Below are 16628 nucleotides of genomic sequence, written 5' to 3'. Positions count from 1 at the left end.
CAGCACAGGATCGACAATGATTGAAATTGAAACGCGCCGCCTGAATGACCATGAAATCCTCCATGCTTTCCCGGCAGGTAAAGGTGAACAACCGCTGCCAGCGGTGGTTTTCTATCATGGCTTTCTCTCCTCGAAGCTGGTTTACAGCTATTTTGCCGTCGCGCTGGCGCAGGCCGGCTTTCGCGTCGTCATGCCTGATGCGCCGAACCATGGTGCACGCTTTAACGGCGATGAGCAGGCGCGGCTGGGGCTGTTCTGGCAAACGCTGCACGGCAATCTGACCGAGTTCGCCGGGCTGCGTGACGCGCTCTTACAGGCGGGGCTGGTGGAGGGGAAACGGCTGGCGGTCGCAGGCGCATCAATGGGCGGTATGACGGCGCTGGGGATCATGGCCAGGCATCCTGAGGTAACGTCCGTGGCTTGCCTGATGGGGTCGGGCTACTTTACGTCACTGGCAAAGACGCTGTTTCCGCCGCAGGCACCTCAGGAGATTGAGGCTCTGTTGTCTGAATGGGACGTCAGCCACGCGCTTTCGCGGCTGGCCGATCGTCCGCTGCTGCTCTGGCATGGAGATGCCGACGACGTTGTACCGCCCGGTGAAACGTTCCGTCTGCAACAGGCGCTACAGCGCGAAGGGCTGGACAGCAATCTGACCTGCCAGTGGGGAGCCGATGTCCGGCACCGCATTACCCCGGCAGCACTGGAGGCGACGGTGGCGTTTTTCCGCCAGCATCTTTAAACGCGGAGCACCTTAACACCCTGATCCTCAAGCTTGCTGAGGATCTCAGGGTTAGCGTTTTTGCCGGTGATCACCATGCTGATTTGCTCGGTGCGGCTGAAAAGCATGCCGGCGCGTTCACCGACCTTGCTGCTGTCGACCAGCACCACCAGCTTGCCTACCACGTTAAGCATGTTTTGTTCCGCCATTGCGGTGAGCATATCGGTTTTATACAGGCCATCCGCCGTCAGGCCCTTGCCGCTGGTAAACATCCAGTGCCCGGCATAAAGGCTATTTTCACTGTCCTGCGGGCTGAGGGTAATGGACTGGCTCTTGTTGTACTGGCCGCCCATGATCACCACGCTTTCATGTTCCTGGTCAATGAGATAGTTGGCCAGCGGCAGGTAGTTGGTAATGATTTGCACCGGCTTGCCGCACATCTCGCGGCCCAGCAGAAACGCCGTCGAGCCGCAGTTGATCACCACGCTCTCGCCGGGATTCACCAGCTGTGACGCCGCTCGGGCAATCCGCACCTTTTCATCGTGATTCTGCGCCTGGTGGATGTTCATTGGCGTCCAGCGTGGACGCTGCTGGCTGATGGCCTCTGCGCCGTTGCGGACTTTTTTCAGCTTGCCGCTCTCATCCAGCTTGTTGATGTCCCGCCGCGCGGTAGCGGGGGAGATCCCTAAACGTTCGATCACTTTCTCGACGGTGATAAACCCTGTTTGCGCCAGGAGTTCCAGTAAAATTTGATGCCGTTGCGCTTCCGTCATGAGCTATTCCGATAAGAATTGATTTGAAAAGATAATATTTGAAATAGCGTGGAATTACTAAAATAAAAATGACATCGCCAGACGCAGGGTCTGGCGACTGGGCTTCACAATCAGAGGAAGGATTTAAACGGCAGGTCTGGCTCAATAGTAAAGCAATCATCGAAGCCACGCGGGTAGTGGTACTCAAGATTGTCTTTATCCAGCGGCCAGGTGAATTTGCCGCCAACCTGCCAGATGAACGGCTTGAAGCCATACTTGAGGCGGTCTTTTTTCATCTCCCACAGGACGCGGATCTCTTGCGGATCGGCCTGGAAGTTTGACCAGATATCGTGATGGAACGGGATCACCACTTTGGTGTTCAGCGCTTCCGCCATGCGCAGCATATCCGCGCTGGTCATTTTGTCCGTAATACCGCGCGGGTTTTCCCCGTAGGAGCCGAGCGCCACGTCAATCTGATGCTCGTTGCCGTGCTTCGCGTAGTAGTTAGAGTAGTGGGAATCTCCGCTGTGATACAGGGAGCCGCCAGGCGTTTTGAACAGGTAGTTCACCGCGCGCTCGTCCATCCCGTCTGGCAGTACGCCTGCGGCTTTCTGGTCGGCAGGCAGGGTAATCAGCGCGGTGCGGTCAAAAGCATCGAGCGCGTGAATTTCAATGTCTTTGATTTTCACTACGTCGCCCGGCTTCATCACGATGCAGCGCTCTTTTGGTACGCCCCAGCCGATCCACAAATCTACGCAGGTCTGCGGCCCGATGAACGGTACGTCGTCCGCGCAGTTTTGCATTACCGCGGCCGCCACGTTCACGTCAATGTGATCGTTGTGATCGTGGGTAGAGAGAACGGCGTCGATCTGGCGAATGGCAAAAGGATCAAGCACAAAAGGCGTGGTGCGCAGGTTCGGCTGAAGTTTTTCCACCCCGGCCATGCGCTGCATCTGGTGACCTTTTTTCATTAGCGGATTGCCGTGGCTCTGCTTGCCGGTGCCGCACCAGAAATCGACGCAAATGTTGGCGCCGCCTTCTGACTTCAGCCAGATGCCGGTGCAGCCCAGCCACCACATCGCAAAGGTGCCAGGAGCAACCTGTTCCTGCTCGATCTCTTCGTTCAGCCAGCTACCCCACTCTGGAAAGGTGCTCAGGATCCATGATTCACGGGTGATGGTTTCCACTTTACTCATCGTTTGACTCCTGCTTTTAATCAAAAATAATCATTGTGTGATTTGTTGTGATTAATGCTGGCACTGTTTGCATCGATTTGCAATGGCTGGTGTACGGAAAATTCCCCTCGTCACATCACAGAAAAACCCTCTGTTCGTTGTTAAGATAACCGCTATATATCATTAACTTTATGAATTTTAAGAGTTAATTTGCTGTATTTCATCGGTGATGAAAATCATTACTAACGCTATGGAAATAAATTGCGTGATCCGTCACAAATAATCAAATGCAATCTTGTGGTGATTATTTGTGATTAATAGAGTGATGGCACCAACCACATAAGGATTACCCCTTGTGTTCTCACTTTCTGGAGAGAGTTATGGAGATCCTCTACAACGTCTTTACCGTGTTCTTTAATCAAGTAATGACCAACGCCCCGCTGTTGCTGGGTATCGTGACGTGCCTGGGTTACATCCTGCTGCGCAAAAGCGTCAGCGTGATTATCAAAGGCACCATCAAAACCATCATTGGTTTTATGCTGTTGCAGGCGGGGTCTGGCATTCTGACCAGCACGTTTAAGCCGGTCGTTGCCAAAATGTCCGAGGTGTACGGCATTAACGGCGCCATCTCTGACACTTACGCGTCCATGATGGCCACTATCGACCGCATGGGGGATGCGTACAGTTGGGTTGGGTATGCGGTACTGCTCGCGCTGGCGCTGAACATCATTTACGTGCTTCTGCGGCGCATTACCGGTATTCGTACCATCATGCTTACCGGACACATCATGTTCCAGCAGGCGGGGCTGATTGCCGTTTCTCTCTATATCTTCGGCTACCCAATGTGGACCACGGTCATCTGCACGGCAGTGCTGGTCTCGCTTTACTGGGGCATCACCTCCAACATGATGTACAAGCCCACGCAGGAGGTCACGGACGGCTGCGGCTTCTCCATCGGTCACCAGCAGCAGTTCGCCTCCTGGATTGCCTACAAAGTTGCGCCTTATCTGGGCAAAAAAGAGGAGAGTGTCGAAGACCTCAAACTGCCTGGCTGGTTAAATATCTTCCACGACAACATCGTCTCAACGGCGATTGTGATGACCCTTTTCTTCGGTGCCATTCTGCTCTCCTTCGGCATTGACGTGGTGCAGGCCATGGCGGGTAAAACCCACTGGACAGTCTATATCCTGCAAACCGGCTTCTCCTTCGCCGTGGCCATTTTCATCATCACCCAGGGCGTGCGCATGTTCGTTGCCGAACTCTCTGAGGCGTTCAACGGCATCTCCCAGCGCCTGATCCCTGGCGCGGTACTGGCGATTGACTGTGCGGCTATCTATAGCTTTGCGCCTAACGCCGTGGTCTGGGGCTTTATGTGGGGCACCATCGGCCAGCTGATCGCGGTCGGCATCCTGGTGGGCTGTGGCTCCTCCATCCTGATTATTCCCGGCTTTATCCCGATGTTCTTCTCCAACGCCACCATTGGCGTGTTTGCGAACCACTTCGGCGGATGGCGCGCCGCGCTCAAGATCTGCCTGGTGATGGGCATGGTTGAAATCTTCGGCTGCGTGTGGGCGGTCAAGCTCACCGGCATGAGCGCCTGGATGGGCATGGCGGACTGGTCAATTCTGGCACCGCCGATGATGCAGGGTTTTGCCTCCGTCGGGCTGGTCTTTATGGCCGTGATCATCCTGATTGCACTGACTTATATGTTCTTCGCTGGCCGTTCGCTGCGGGCTGAAGAAGATGCGGAAAAACAAACAGCAGAAGTTTCTGCTCACTAAGGAGTTTCGATTATGACCGTACGTATCCTGGCTGTGTGTGGCAATGGGCAAGGAAGCTCCATGATCATGAAAATGAAAGTGGACCAGTTTTTAACCCAGTCAAACATTGACCACACGGTGAACAGCTGCGCAGTGGGTGAATACAAAAGTGAACTGAACGGCGCGGACATCATCATCGCCTCAACGCACATTGCCGGTGAGATTAGCGTCTCGGGTAACAAATACGTGGTAGGCGTGCGCAACATGCTGTCGCCTGCGGATTTTGGACCAAAACTGCTGGACGTGATCAAAGAACACTTCCCACAGGACGTGAAGTAAGGACGCCACATGAAACTACGTGATTCGCTGGCAGAGAATAACGCCATCCTTTTACAGGCCGACGCCAGCACCTGGCAGGAAGCGGTGAAGCTGAGCGTGGATCTGCTGGTTAAGGCGGACGTTGTCGAGCCGCGTTATTACCAGGCCATTCTTGACGGCGTGGCGCAGCACGGCCCCTATTTTGTGATTGCCCCGGGGCTGGCCATGCCGCATGGACGTCCGGAAGAGGGCGTCAGGAAAACCGGTTTTGCGCTGGTGACGCTGAAAACGCCGCTGGTGTTCAACCACGAAGATAACGACCCGGTCGATATCCTCATCACCATGGCAGCTGTCGACGCCAACACCCACCAGGAGGTGGGCATCATGCAGATCGTCAATCTGTTTGAGGACGAAGCCAATTTTGACCGTTTACGCGCCTGCCGTACCGCGCAGGAAGTACTGGATTTAATTGATCACGCCACTGCGGCGGCCGTTTAAGAGGAATTGAACATGTCATTACCAATGTTGCAGGTCGCGCTGGATAACCAGACGCTGTCTCACGCTTATGAAACCACCCGCCTGATTGCGGAAGAAGTCGACATCATCGAAGTGGGCACCATTCTGTGCGTAGGCGAGGGCGTTCGCGCGGTTCGCGACCTGAAAGCGCTCTACCCGCATAAAATCGTGCTCGCAGATGCCAAAATCGCCGATGCGGGCAAAATTCTCTCTCGCATGTGCTTCGAAGCCAACGCTGACTGGATCACCGTGATTTGCTGTGCGGATATCAACACCGCGAAAGGTGCCCTGGATGTGGCAAAAGAGTTTAACGGCGACGTGCAGATAGAGCTGACCGGTTTCTGGACCTGGGAGCAGGCGCAGGCGTGGCGCGACGCGGGTATCCAGCAGGTGGTGTATCACCGTAGCCGTGATGCGCAGGCCGCAGGCGTGGCGTGGAGCGAGGCCGATATCAGCGCAATCAAACGCCTGGCCGATATGGGCTTCAAAGTCACCGTTACCGGTGGCCTGGCGCTCGAAGATCTGCCGCTGTTCAAGGGTATTCCAATCCACGTCTTTATTGCCGGCCGCAGCATTCGCGACGCGGCATCTCCGGTGGAAGCGGCGCGTCAGTTCAAACGCTCCATCGCTCAGCTTTGGGGCTAAGGAGCGGGTATGCTGTCAAAACAGGTTCCGCTTGGCATCTATGAAAAGGCACTCCCTGCGGGGGAGTGCTGGCTGGAGCGGTTACAGCTGGCGAAGCAGCTGGGTTTCGATTTTGTCGAATTGTCGGTGGATGAGACGGACGAGCGCCTTTCTCGCCTGGACTGGCGTCGCGAGCAGCGCCTGGCGCTGGTGAGCGCCATTGCCGAAACCGGCGTGCGGGTGCCATCCATGTGCCTGAGCGCGCACCGTCGTTTTCCGCTTGGCAGTGAAGACGATGCCGTGCGCGCTGAAGGGCTAAAGATCATGCATAAAGCCATCCGCTTTGCACAGGATGTCGGTATCCGCGTGATCCAGCTGGCGGGTTATGACGTTTACTATCAGGACGCCAACGATGAAACGCGCCGTCGTTTCCGGGACGGCCTGAAAGAGAGCGTTGAGATGGCCAGCCGCGCGCAGGTGACGCTGGCGATGGAGATCATGGATTATCCCTTGATGAACTCCATCAGCAAGGCGCTGGGCTACGCACACTACCTGAACAACCCGTGGTTCCAGCTGTATCCGGATATCGGCAACCTGTCGGCATGGGATAACGACGTACAGATGGAGCTTCAGGCGGGCATCGGGCATATCGTGGCGGTGCACGTCAAAGATACCCGTCCCGGCGTGTTTAAAAACGTGCCGTTCGGCACCGGGGTGGTGGATTTCGAACGGTGCTTCCAGACGCTCAAACAGACCGGCTATTGCGGGCCTTATCTGATTGAGATGTGGAGCGAAACCGCGGACGACCCGGCGGCAGAAGTGGCGAATGCCAGGGACTGGGTGCGCGAGCGGATGGCGCGGGCAGGCCTGCTGGAGGCGGAACATGCTTAAGCTAAAACAGCAGGTCTTTGAGGCCAATATGGATCTGCCGCGCTATGGCCTGGTGACGTTCACCTGGGGCAACGTGAGCGCCATCGATCGCGAGCAGGGGCTGGTGGTGATTAAGCCGAGCGGCGTAGCCTATGATGCCATGCGCGCTGAGGATATGGTGGTGGTTGACCTCGAAGGACACGTCGTTGAGGGCAAATGGCGCCCTTCTTCAGATACGGCAACCCATCTGGCGCTGTACCAGCGTTATTCGTCTCTGGGGGGCGTTGTGCATACCCACTCCACGCACGCGACCGCCTGGGCGCAGGCGGGGCTGGCAATTCCGGCGCTGGGCACAACCCATGCGGACTACTTCTTCGGTGATATTCCCTGCACGCGCGCGTTAACGCAGGCTGAAGTCGAAGGGGAGTACGAACTCAACACCGGCAGGGTCATTATCGAAACGCTGGGTGAGACGGAACCACTGCACACGCCGGGCGTTGTGGTGTACCAGCATGGACCGTTCTCGTGGGGTAAAGATGCGCATGACGCCGTGCATAATGCGGTGGTCATGGAAGAGGTGGCTCGAATGGCGTGGATTGCGCGCGGCATTAACCCGCAGCTTCAGGGCATTGATGATTACCTGATGAACAAGCATTTCATGCGTAAGCATGGTCCCAATGCTTATTACGGGCAGAAGTGAATATGTGCTCTGGAATACCGAAACAGCTGTAACCGGTGGTATTCCGGAGCCATTCATAAAAAAAGCCCCCGCGCAGGGGGCAAGTCATATATTGCTTTGATTTTCGTTGGCTTTCCTGGTGCTGGCGATAAAGCGTTACTGGTAAATATCTGCACTGGCGTGCATATTGCCGTTGCTGCCGGGCTCATGTGTCAGAATGACGTGATAGTATTTTGCGCCCCGCGCGTCGGTTTCTTCATTCAGCGCCCGATCTGCTTCACTTTCAGTGGCGAAGTTATGATTGATGTAAATTACGCCTAAGCTCTGCACATCATCCATGTTTCTGGCCTGTCGGCTGTCTATCCTGATGGCTGCCGTTGCGTTTGCACTGAGCAAAAGCGCAGCCAAAATGGCGATTGCGATTCTTTTCATGATATGCGCTCCACGACTGCGTGCGGTGATACGGGGTAATGCGCTCCTTCTCTGTTTAAGGGATTCTGATTAAAGTGTAATCGCTCCTCTGGCTGCGATGGGTGACCATTTCTGATGGTGTTGTTCAAAAAAACAGCGCTTCTGATGCGAGTGATTTTAAATCACCCACTTAGATCAGCTTTACGCTTTGTGCGAATTATTTGTGCAATCACCTTGTGTTTAGCGGGGGGCGCAAGTATTATGACGCGTCAATTTTTCAGCCGACCTTTAACACGTTCCTTGCCTCCCCGGGCCTCGGCTGACCCAGACAGGAGGCTGAATAATCCGTAAGGAGCAATTCGATGCGTCATTACGAAATCGTTTTTATGGTCCATCCTGACCAGAGCGAACAGGTTCCGGGTATGATCGAGCGTTACTCTGCTGCCATCACTGGTGCAGAAGGCACGATCCACCGTCTGGAAGACTGGGGCCGCCGTCAGCTGGCTTACCCAATCAACAAACTGCACAAAGCTCACTACGTTCTGATGAACGTTGAAGCGCCGCAGGAAGTGATTGATGAGCTGGAAACTACCTTCCGCTTCAACGATGCCGTTATCCGCAGCATGGTTATGCGTACCAAACACGCAGTGACCGAAGCATCTCCGATGGTTAAAGCGAAAGACGAGCGCCGTGAGCGTCGCGATGATTTCGCAAACGAAACCGCAGATGATTCTGATGCTGGGGATTCTGAAGAGTAATTTCTGATGACCAACCGTCTGGTGTTGTCCGGCACCGTGTGCAGGACCCCCCTTCGAAAGGTCAGCCCATCAGGAATTCCGCATTGCCAGTTCGTGCTTGAGCATCGTTCTGTGCAAGAGGAAGCCGGGTTTCACCGGCAGGCGTGGTGTCAAATGCCCGTTATCATTAGCGGACACGAAAACCAGGCCATTACTCACAGTTTAACGGTCGGTAGCGCAGTAATCGTTCAGGGGTTCATCTCTTGCCACAAGGCAAAGAACGGCCTGAGCAAAATGGTTCTGCATGCCGAGCAGATTGATTTGATAGATACTGGAGACTAGCCAAATGGCACGTTATTTCCGTCGTCGCAAGTTCTGCCGTTTCACCGCGGAAGGCGTTCAAGAGATCGACTATAAAGATATCGCAACGCTGAAAAACTACATCACCGAAAGCGGTAAGATTGTCCCAAGCCGTATCACCGGTACTCGTGCAAAATATCAGCGTCAGCTGGCTCGCGCTATCAAACGCGCTCGCTACCTGTCTCTGCTGCCGTACACTGATCGTCATCAGTAATCGGGCACGGTCCATTAATACGACTTTAAGAGGATAAGGTAATGCAAGTTATTCTGCTTGATAAAGTAGCAAACCTGGGCAGCCTGGGTGATCAGGTAAACGTTAAAGCGGGTTACGCTCGTAACTTCCTGGTACCACAGGGTAAAGCTGTTCCAGCTACTAAGAAAAACGTAGAGTTTTTCGAAGCACGTCGTGCTGAACTGGAAGCCAAACTGGCTGACGTTCTGGCGGCTGCTAACGCTCGCGCTGAAGCAATCAACGCACTGGGCACCGTTACCATCGCGTCTAAAGCTGGCGACGAAGGTAAACTGTTCGGTTCCATCGGTACCCGCGATATCGCTGATGCAGTCACTGCGGCAGGCGTTAAAGTGGCTAAGAGCGAAGTTCGCATGCCGAACGGCGTTCTGCGTACCACTGGTGAGCACGAAGTTGACTTCCAGGTTCACAGCGAAGTGTTCGCTAAACTGGTTGTTAACGTAGTAGCTGAGTAATTTTTTACTCTGCTCACGTCGAAGCGCCGGCCTTGTGCCGGCGTTTTGCTTTTTAGCGTGACCCTACGTCATGTTTTGCTATTGTAAGGTCGCTATTCCTGACGCATTCTCTGATAATAAATTGAAACGCAATTTTATTTATGAGATTTGCCATGGATACTGCTCTGCCCACGCCCGTCTTTGCCCGTCGAAATGTGGCCTATGCCTGCGCCACGCTCTGCTGTCTGCTTTGGGGAAGCTCTTACCCGGCCATTAAAAGCGGATACGAACTTTTTGAGATCGCGACCGATGATATCCCGTCCAAAGTCGTCTTTGCCGGATACCGTTTTCTGTTTGCCGGTGCGCTGCTGCTGCTCTTTGCCCTGGCCCAGCGAAAACCGATTGGCAGGCTCACGCCCACGCAGTTTGGCCAGCTCACGATCCTTGGGCTTACCCAGACCACCATCCAGTACACCTTCTTTTATATCGGCCTGGCCTACACCACCGGGGTGAACGGCTCGATCATGAATGCCACCGGCACCTTCTTCAGCGTGCTGCTGGCGCACTTTATCTACCACAATGACAAACTCAGCTACAACAAAACGCTGGGCTGCGTTCTGGGCTTCGCCGGGGTGATGCTGGTGAACTTCCACGGCGGGTTACGTGATTTCCAGTTTGTCTGGCAAGGTGACGGATTTGTCGTGCTGGCGGCCTTTATTCTCTCTGCCGCCACGCTTTACGGGAAACGCATTTCCCAGACCGTTGACCCGACGGTGATGACGGGCTGGCAGCTGGCGATAGGCGGGGCGGCACTGGTTGCGGGAGGCTATATCACGGGCGGAACGCTGGAAGTGCACAGCATGAAGGCCGTCGCCGTGCTGGGATACCTGACGCTGCTCTCATCCGTGGCGTTCGCCCTGTGGAGCGCGCTGCTGAAGGTGAACCGCGTGAGCATGATTGCCCCGTTCAACTTTGTCATTCCTGTTGCAGGGACGGTGCTTTCCGCCATCTTCCTCGGCGAAAACATTCTGGACATCAAATACGCGATTGCGCTGGTGCTGGTCTGTTCGGGGATCTGGTGGGTGAACAAGCGGAGCGCCTGAGAAATGACGTGCCGGGAGGCGGCTTCGCCTGACCCGGCCTACGGGAACTAGCGTGCCCGGATAAAACTGCCGTCCGGCTGACGGGTAAACAGCACCTGCTGACCATTCCCCGTATCAATGGTCAGCCCCGTCACTACGCCGCTGGCATTCTGACGGATCTGCACCATCTGACCATTTTGCAGGTTGCTGAGCGGTTTGCCTGCCCCTTCAACCTGCGCCATGGCATACACATCCGTTGCCGGCAGATTGTGGTCGCGGAACAGCTGGGCAAGGGTTTTCCCTGACTCTACGCGATACGAACGCCACTGCTGCTCAATGCCGGTCGGCTGTTGCGCCTGCGGCTCTGAAGGAGCGGCGGCCTGCTCCTGATCTTCCTGAACGGGTTCAGGTTCAACCGGCGCAACCTGGCCCGGATCGTTAGAGGGCGTGACCAGCTGCGTCTGCATCGGCTGTGAATCCGGCTGCGGCTGGCTTTGCGACTGGATATCCAGCTCCGCATTCCGGCTGACCGGCGCGGTATCAACGTTGTCACTGCCGGAAGGAAGCAGGAAGCCGATGACGATCAGCAGCGCGCCAATGATAATGCCTCTGCGGTGCAAAGGCGGCAGCGGGTCCATGATGCGAAAGTTATCCGGCGCATGCCAGATTTTCGCCAGGGTAGGTTTCAGTTCAAATCGCCCGGGCATGGCTCTCCTCCTGCTCCGCGTCTTTTTATCCTGTCCTGAGAAGTGTAGTTTGCTAACTGCCTGATGGGCGTAACAAAGCCAGCTTTCGTGACATATATTTGGGAAAATCCTGACGGCTACTATTGTTTCCGTTTCGCCGCTGTTTGTCACCTTTACTTAAGACAAAGTTTTACCCATAAGGGCATGGCTGATATGCTGCCCGCTACTTTAAATGTGATGGAAGGAAAACCCATGACCACCCCGACTTTTGACACTATCGAAGCGCAGGCAAGCTACGGCATCGGCTTGCAGGTAGGACAGCAGCTGAGCGAATCCGGCCTGGAAGGTCTGTTACCGGAAGCGCTGGTGGCGGGTATCGCTGATGCGCTGGAAGGCAAGCAGCCCGCCGTGCCGGTTGACGTTGTGCACCGTGCGCTGCGTGAAATCCACGAACGTGCTGACGCCGTGCGTCGCGCGCGTTTCGAAGAGATGGCGGCAGAAGGCGTTAAATATCTGGAAGAGAACCGCGAGCGTGAAGGCGTGAACAGCACCGAGTCCGGCTTGCAGTTCCGCGTAATCAACCAGGGTGATGGTGCCATCCCGGCGCGTACCGACCACGTTCGTGTGCACTACACCGGTAAGCTGATCGACGGTACCGTGTTCGACAGCTCCGTTGCGCGTGGCGAACCGGCTGAGTTCCCGGTTAACGGCGTTATCCCTGGCTGGATCGAAGCCCTGACCCTGATGCCGGTAGGCTCAAAGTGGGAACTGACCATCCCGCACAATCTGGCTTACGGCGAGCGCGGCGCTGGCGCGTCCATTCCGCCATTCAGCACCCTGGTGTTTGAAGTCGAGCTGCTGGAAATCCTGTAATCGGTTTTTCTTATTTTCCTCTCTCCAGTCGGGGAGAGGAAAATAGCGATAAAACCTGGAGTTACGACGGAATCAACATTTTGTATTGCAAACGAAACTGTTACGTGTATTTTTGTGAGCTGTTTCGCGCTGTATGAGTGATATGACACTCACTTTCAACATATTATTAACATAATATTCAAATCATAGTATTCATCCCGCCGATTCTTACCTACTATCGATTAGTCCTTACAAAGGGACCGTCATTTATTTGGCGTATTTAAAGGCCAGAAGAGCCGTAACAACACAGACAGGCATAAACAGGAAAATATCACATGGTAGATCAGGTCAAAGTCGCCGCCGCGGAAGAGGCGACGTCTGAACAGTCGCTACGGCGAAATCTCACAAACCGTCACATTCAGCTCATTGCCATTGGGGGCGCCATCGGCACCGGGCTGTTTATGGGATCGGGCAAAACCATCAGTCTTGCCGGCCCGTCGATCATCTTCGTTTATATGATCATCGGTTTTATGCTCTTCTTCGTGATGCGTGCAATGGGTGAACTGCTGCTCTCGAATCTCGAATATAAATCCTTCAGCGATTTCGCGTCCGACCTGCTCGGCCCTTGGGCAGGCTATTTCACCGGCTGGACCTACTGGTTCTGCTGGGTGGTCACCGGTATGGCGGACGTTGTCGCCATCACGGCCTACGCGCAGTTCTGGTTCCCCGGCCTGTCGGACTGGGTGGCCTCGCTGGCGGTGATTATCCTGCTGCTGAGCCTTAACCTCGCCACCGTAAAAATGTTCGGTGAGATGGAGTTCTGGTTCGCGATGATCAAAATCGTTGCCATCATCGCGCTGATTGTCGTCGGGCTGGTGATGGTGCTGACGCACTTCCAGTCGCCAACCGGCGTTCAGGCGTCGTTTGCCCATCTGTGGAATGACGGCGGCTGGTTCCCGAAAGGCATCAGCGGCTTCTTTGCCGGCTTCCAGATTGCGGTGTTCGCGTTCGTGGGGATTGAGCTGGTCGGGACTACGGCGGCGGAAACCAAAGATCCGGAGAAATCTCTTCCGCGCGCGATTAACTCCATCCCGTTGCGTATCATCATGTTCTACGTATTCGCGCTGATTATCATTATGTCCGTGACGCCGTGGAGCTCGGTGGTGCCAACCAAGAGCCCGTTCGTTGAGCTGTTTGTGCTGGTCGGTCTGCCGGCGGCGGCAAGCCTGATTAACTTCGTGGTGCTTACCTCTGCGGCGTCGTCTGCAAACAGCGGCGTGTTTTCCACCAGCCGTATGCTGTTCGGACTGGCGCAGGAGGGCGTTGCCCCGAGCGCATTTGCCAAACTCTCAAAACGCGCGGTGCCGGCGAAAGGGCTGACCTTCTCCTGCATCTGCCTGCTGGGCGGCGTGGTGATGCTTTACGTCAACCCGAGCGTAATCGGCGCGTTCACCATGATCACCACGGTGTCGGCGATCCTGTTCATGTTCGTCTGGACCATCATCCTCTGCTCGTACCTGGTGTACCGCAAGCAGCGTCCACACCTGCACGAGAAGTCGATCTACAAGATGCCGCTGGGCAAGCTGATGTGCTGGGTGTGCATGGCGTTCTTCGTCTTTGTGCTGGTGCTGCTGACGCTGGAAGACGATACCCGTCAGGCGCTGATCGTCACGCCACTGTGGTTTATCGCGCTGGGGCTGGGCTGGCTGTTTATCGGTAAAAAACGTATGGCAGGCATGCGTTAAGCATGTGCCGGGTAGCGCTGACGCTTACCCGGCCTACGTTCGAGGACGTTGTAGGCCCGGTAAGCGCTAGCGCCACCGGGCTTTTTTATTTATCAGCCAATGCCCGCGGGAACAGCACGTTATTCTCAAGACTGATGTGCTCCATCAGATCGTCAATCATCTCATTAATGCCGTTGTACATGGCTTTCCAGGTGGTGCACGCCTCAGGCGGCGGCGTGACGTTGTTGGTGGTGTGTTTGATCACCTCCAGCAGTTCCCCCGCGTCATCATGTTCGCTTTCCATCACGCTGATGGGCCCCATCGCCTGGCTTCCCATTCCCTGTTTAATCATCGGGAAGAGGATCTGCTCTTCTTTCATCATGTGGCTGGAAAGTTCTTCGTGCAGCATGGTCAGGTATTTCGCCAGGCCGCGCGGTACGGAGGGTTTATCGGCGTGAACGCGCTCAACTTTGGTGGCCTGTAAAATCAGCTCCGGCAGCTGTTCACGGTGACGGTCGTGGTAACGCACGACGATGTGGTCGATGATTTCAGCCAGCGGCGCGGTGCGCCAGTCTTTGTCGACAGGCTGTTCTGCCAGCTTAGCCAGCTCCGCTTCGATAGCTTCTACATCCAGCTCTTTACGCGACGCTGCGCGCGCCAGCGTTTGCTTACCGCCGCAGCAGTAATCCATATCGTATTTACGGAACAGCGCAGAAGCGCGAGGGATGGAGAGCGCCAGCTCGCCCAGGGGTTGGTCGCGGAAGGCCATAGCAGTTACCTCATCATCAGAAATATAAGATGCATTTTAAATGCATCTTTAAGGCGATACTATAACCCTTTAGAGGCAAGGGTAAAAATGAGAGGGCGATCACAAAAAATAGCGTGCTTTTAACCTGCTGATTGAATGCAGAAAAAAGCTTTCGAAAGTTTTTAAAGGTGGAGAAACAGTAAACAACCTGCCGCACGTGCCGATAGATACAGGTCAGACAATACCTGCATATCAAAAGGCAACGCATGTTTAAACGTATAAAAGTCATTACTCTTCTCATCTCGGTGCTGCTCGTGCTTGGCATCATGCAGCTGATCTCAGCCGGCATTTTCATTAATGCGCTCAATAACGATAAAGAGAATTTCACCGTTTCTCAGCTTTCCAGCCAGAACGTCGCGGAGTTGACCGACGCCTGGATCAGCCTTAACCAGGCGCGCGTCACCCTCAACCGCGGCATGCTGCGCCTGCAAAGCAGCATGGCATCTCAGATTAATGGCGGGCAGTTGAACGAGCTGGTCAATACCGCGAAAAACCTGCTGGCCGATGCCCAGACCCATTACGATAAATACTACGCGCTGCCGGAAACGCCGGGCATGGACGAGCACCTGGCCGACAGGCTTGAAGAGCAGTATCGCATCTACTCCGCCACGCTCACGCAGATGAACGTTCTGCTGGGTCAGGGCAACCTGGAAGAGATGTTCAAACAAAATGCCGAACACAAGCAGACCGCGATGCAAAAGGTCTATCGCGAGTGGCGCGAGGCGCAGGCCGCGCTCACCGACAAAGGCATTAAGGACAATGAAAGCGACTACAAGCGGATTCTGTGGATCCTTTCTGCGGTCATGCTGCTGGTGGTAGCCGTCATTATCTCCAGCTGGATTGCCATGCGCCGCGTGCTGCTGTTGCCGCTGGAAGAGGTGATCAACCACATCCGCGCCATTGCGGCAGGCGATTTAACCCAGCCGATTCACGCTGAGGGTAAAAACGAAATGGCGATCCTGGCGCGTAACGTTCAGGAGATGCAAACCGCGCTGGCGAATACGGTGGGCGTGGTCCGCGAAGGCGCAGATACAATCTACACCGGCGCGGGTGAAATCTCGGCGGGCAGCAACGACCTCTCTTCTCGTACCGAGCAGCAGGCCGCGTCTCTGGAAGAGACGGCAGCCAGCATGGAACAGCTGACCGCCACCGTGAAGCAGAACGCGGATAACGCGCGTCAGGCGTCTCGTCTGGCGCTGGATGCCTCCTCAACCGCGAAGAAGGGCGGTAACGTGGTGGAAGGCGTAGTGCGTACGATGGATGAAATCGCCACCAGCTCCAGCAAGATTGCGCAGATCACCAACGTGATCGACGGTATCGCCTTCCAGACCAACATTCTGGCGCTGAACGCGGCGGTAGAAGCGGCGCGTGCGGGTGAGCAGGGCCGTGGCTTTGCGGTGGTTGCAGGAGAAGTACGCACGCTTGCCCAGCGCAGCGCCCAGGCGGCGAAAGAGATTAAGGCGCTGATCGATGATTCCGGCGAGCGCGTGAACGCGGGTTCTCAGCTGGTGAACGAAGCGGGCGCGACGATGGCGGAAATCGTTAACGCGGTTACCCGCGTGACCGACATCATGGGCGAGATTGCCTCAGCCTCCGACGAGCAGAGCCGCGGTATCGATCAGGTGGGCCAGGCGGTAGCGGAGATGGATCGCGTTACCCAGCAGAACGCCTCGCTGGTGGAAGAGTCTGCGGCAGCGGCAGCGGCGCTGGAAGATCAGGCCGCGCGCCTGAACGAAGCGGTGGCGGTGTTTAAGATCACCCGCAACCAGGCGGTTAAAGCCGCGCCCGTGAAGGCTTACGCGCCTAAGGCGCAGCCCGTAGCAACGGCGTCTGAAGCGAACTGGGAAACGTTCTGACATTATGCCGGGTGGC

20 protein-coding genes are annotated in these 16628 nt (G+C 55.5%); 15 read left to right on the top strand and 5 right to left on the bottom strand.

The features are described 5' to 3' along the window. Nucleotides 1–16 precede the first annotated feature (16 nt). On the top strand, nt 17–739 hold the full coding sequence (yjfP, locus tag A3466_RS13230) for an esterase (protein WP_063450921.1): 723 nt from the start codon (nt 17–19) through the stop codon (nt 737–739). Here the strand turns inward: yjfP and ulaR are convergent. Together ulaR and ulaG are read right to left on the bottom strand one after the other, a co-directional pair. After that, nucleotides 736–1491 (bottom strand): HTH-type transcriptional regulator UlaR, encoded by a 756-nt coding sequence (gene ulaR, locus A3466_RS13225; protein WP_063450920.1) that lies wholly within the window; start codon nt 1489–1491, stop codon nt 736–738. The two genes, yjfP and ulaR, sit on opposite strands and share 4 nt — an antisense overlap. Nucleotides 1492–1601: 110 nt before the next feature. Next, nucleotides 1602–2666, bottom strand: a complete 1065-nt coding sequence (ulaG, locus tag A3466_RS13220; protein WP_063450919.1) for an L-ascorbate 6-phosphate lactonase — start codon at nt 2664–2666, stop codon at nt 1602–1604. A 359-nt stretch (nt 2667–3025) separates the two neighbouring features. Between ulaG and ulaA the strand changes: the two genes are divergently transcribed. From ulaA to A3466_RS13190, 6 genes are read left to right on the top strand one after another with little or no spacing between them, the layout of a single operon-like run. Then, nucleotides 3026–4426, top strand: coding sequence for a PTS ascorbate transporter subunit IIC (ulaA, locus tag A3466_RS13215; protein ID WP_063450918.1), 1401 nt, complete (start codon nt 3026–3028; stop codon nt 4424–4426). A 12-nt stretch (nt 4427–4438) separates the two neighbouring features. After that, nucleotides 4439–4744, top strand: a complete 306-nt coding sequence (gene ulaB / locus A3466_RS13210) for a PTS ascorbate transporter subunit IIB (protein ID WP_025758276.1) — start codon at nt 4439–4441, stop codon at nt 4742–4744. 9 nt (nt 4745–4753) lie between these two features. Beyond that, nucleotides 4754–5221 carry a PTS ascorbate transporter subunit IIA gene (gene ulaC, locus A3466_RS13205; RefSeq protein WP_063450917.1) on the top strand — a complete coding sequence of 156 codons (468 nt, stop codon included), beginning with the start codon at nt 4754–4756 and terminating at the stop codon, nt 5219–5221. A 12-nt stretch (nt 5222–5233) separates the two neighbouring features. Further along, complete coding sequence (gene ulaD / locus A3466_RS13200; RefSeq protein WP_063450916.1) at nt 5234–5884, top strand: 3-keto-L-gulonate-6-phosphate decarboxylase UlaD; 651 nt, start codon at nt 5234–5236, stop codon at nt 5882–5884. A 9-nt stretch (nt 5885–5893) separates the two neighbouring features. Beyond that, nucleotides 5894–6754: an L-ribulose-5-phosphate 3-epimerase gene (locus A3466_RS13195; RefSeq protein WP_063450915.1), complete on the top strand. Its 861-nt coding sequence runs from the start codon at nt 5894–5896 to the stop codon at nt 6752–6754. Further along, nucleotides 6747–7433, top strand: a complete 687-nt coding sequence (locus A3466_RS13190; RefSeq protein WP_063450914.1) for an L-ribulose-5-phosphate 4-epimerase — start codon at nt 6747–6749, stop codon at nt 7431–7433. The genes A3466_RS13195 and A3466_RS13190 overlap by 8 nt, the downstream gene beginning before the upstream one ends. A 135-nt stretch (nt 7434–7568) precedes the next feature. Here A3466_RS13190 and yjfY read toward each other — a convergent pair whose 3' ends face one another. Then, on the bottom strand, nt 7569–7844 hold the full coding sequence (gene yjfY, locus A3466_RS13185; protein WP_063450913.1) for a DUF1471 family protein YjfY: 276 nt from the start codon (nt 7842–7844) through the stop codon (nt 7569–7571). A 341-nt stretch (nt 7845–8185) separates the two neighbouring features. Here yjfY and rpsF point away from each other — a divergent pair, with 341 nt between their 5' ends. The 5 genes from rpsF to A3466_RS13160 all read left to right on the top strand — a co-directional run bounded on the left by rpsF (nt 8186) and on the right by A3466_RS13160 (nt 10707). Continuing rightward, nucleotides 8186–8581 (top strand): 30S ribosomal protein S6, encoded by a 396-nt coding sequence (gene rpsF, locus A3466_RS13180; RefSeq protein ID WP_003856034.1) that lies wholly within the window; start codon nt 8186–8188, stop codon nt 8579–8581. Between the two features lie 6 nt (nt 8582–8587). Further along, nucleotides 8588–8902, top strand: coding sequence for a primosomal replication protein N (gene priB / locus A3466_RS13175; protein WP_022646836.1), 315 nt, complete (start codon nt 8588–8590; stop codon nt 8900–8902). Between the two features lie 4 nt (nt 8903–8906). Continuing rightward, entirely contained in the window at nt 8907–9134 is a 228-nt protein-coding gene (rpsR, locus tag A3466_RS13170; protein WP_000135199.1) for a 30S ribosomal protein S18, read from the top strand. 41 nt (nt 9135–9175) lie between these two features. Continuing rightward, nucleotides 9176–9625 (top strand): 50S ribosomal protein L9, encoded by a 450-nt coding sequence (gene rplI / locus A3466_RS13165; protein WP_006810372.1) that lies wholly within the window; start codon nt 9176–9178, stop codon nt 9623–9625. A gap of 152 nt (nt 9626–9777) precedes the next feature. After that, nucleotides 9778–10707: a DMT family transporter gene (locus A3466_RS13160; protein ID WP_063450912.1), complete on the top strand. Its 930-nt coding sequence runs from the start codon at nt 9778–9780 to the stop codon at nt 10705–10707. Nucleotides 10708–10754: 47 nt separating this feature from the next. Here A3466_RS13160 and A3466_RS13155 read toward each other — a convergent pair whose 3' ends face one another. Further along, entirely contained in the window at nt 10755–11393 is a 639-nt protein-coding gene (locus tag A3466_RS13155) for an OapA family protein (protein ID WP_063450911.1), read from the bottom strand. A gap of 231 nt (nt 11394–11624) precedes the next feature. Between A3466_RS13155 and fklB the strand changes: the two genes are divergently transcribed. Together fklB and cycA are read left to right on the top strand one after the other, a co-directional pair. Then, complete coding sequence (gene fklB, locus A3466_RS13150; RefSeq protein ID WP_063450910.1) at nt 11625–12245, top strand: FKBP-type peptidyl-prolyl cis-trans isomerase; 621 nt, start codon at nt 11625–11627, stop codon at nt 12243–12245. Between the two features lie 314 nt (nt 12246–12559). Next, the gene (gene cycA / locus A3466_RS13145; RefSeq protein ID WP_063450909.1) at nt 12560–13969 is read left to right on the top strand and encodes a D-serine/D-alanine/glycine transporter; all 1410 of its coding nucleotides are present in this window, start codon (nt 12560–12562) and stop codon (nt 13967–13969) included. A gap of 85 nt (nt 13970–14054) precedes the next feature. Here the strand turns inward: cycA and ytfE are convergent, their stop codons facing one another. Further along, nucleotides 14055–14717 (bottom strand): iron-sulfur cluster repair protein YtfE, encoded by a 663-nt coding sequence (gene ytfE / locus A3466_RS13140; RefSeq protein ID WP_063450908.1) that lies wholly within the window; start codon nt 14715–14717, stop codon nt 14055–14057. Between the two features lie 245 nt (nt 14718–14962). On the opposite strand from ytfE, the gene A3466_RS13135 reads away from it, so the two are divergent. Then, complete coding sequence (locus A3466_RS13135; protein WP_063450907.1) at nt 14963–16612, top strand: methyl-accepting chemotaxis protein; 1650 nt, start codon at nt 14963–14965, stop codon at nt 16610–16612. Nucleotides 16613–16628: the final 16 nt, after the last annotated feature.

The sequence above is a fragment of the Enterobacter genomosp. S genome (assembly GCF_001631805.1).
Classification (GTDB): domain Bacteria; phylum Pseudomonadota; class Gammaproteobacteria; order Enterobacterales; family Enterobacteriaceae; genus Enterobacter; species Enterobacter quasihormaechei.
This window is presented reverse-complemented; position numbering and strand designations above follow the sequence as displayed.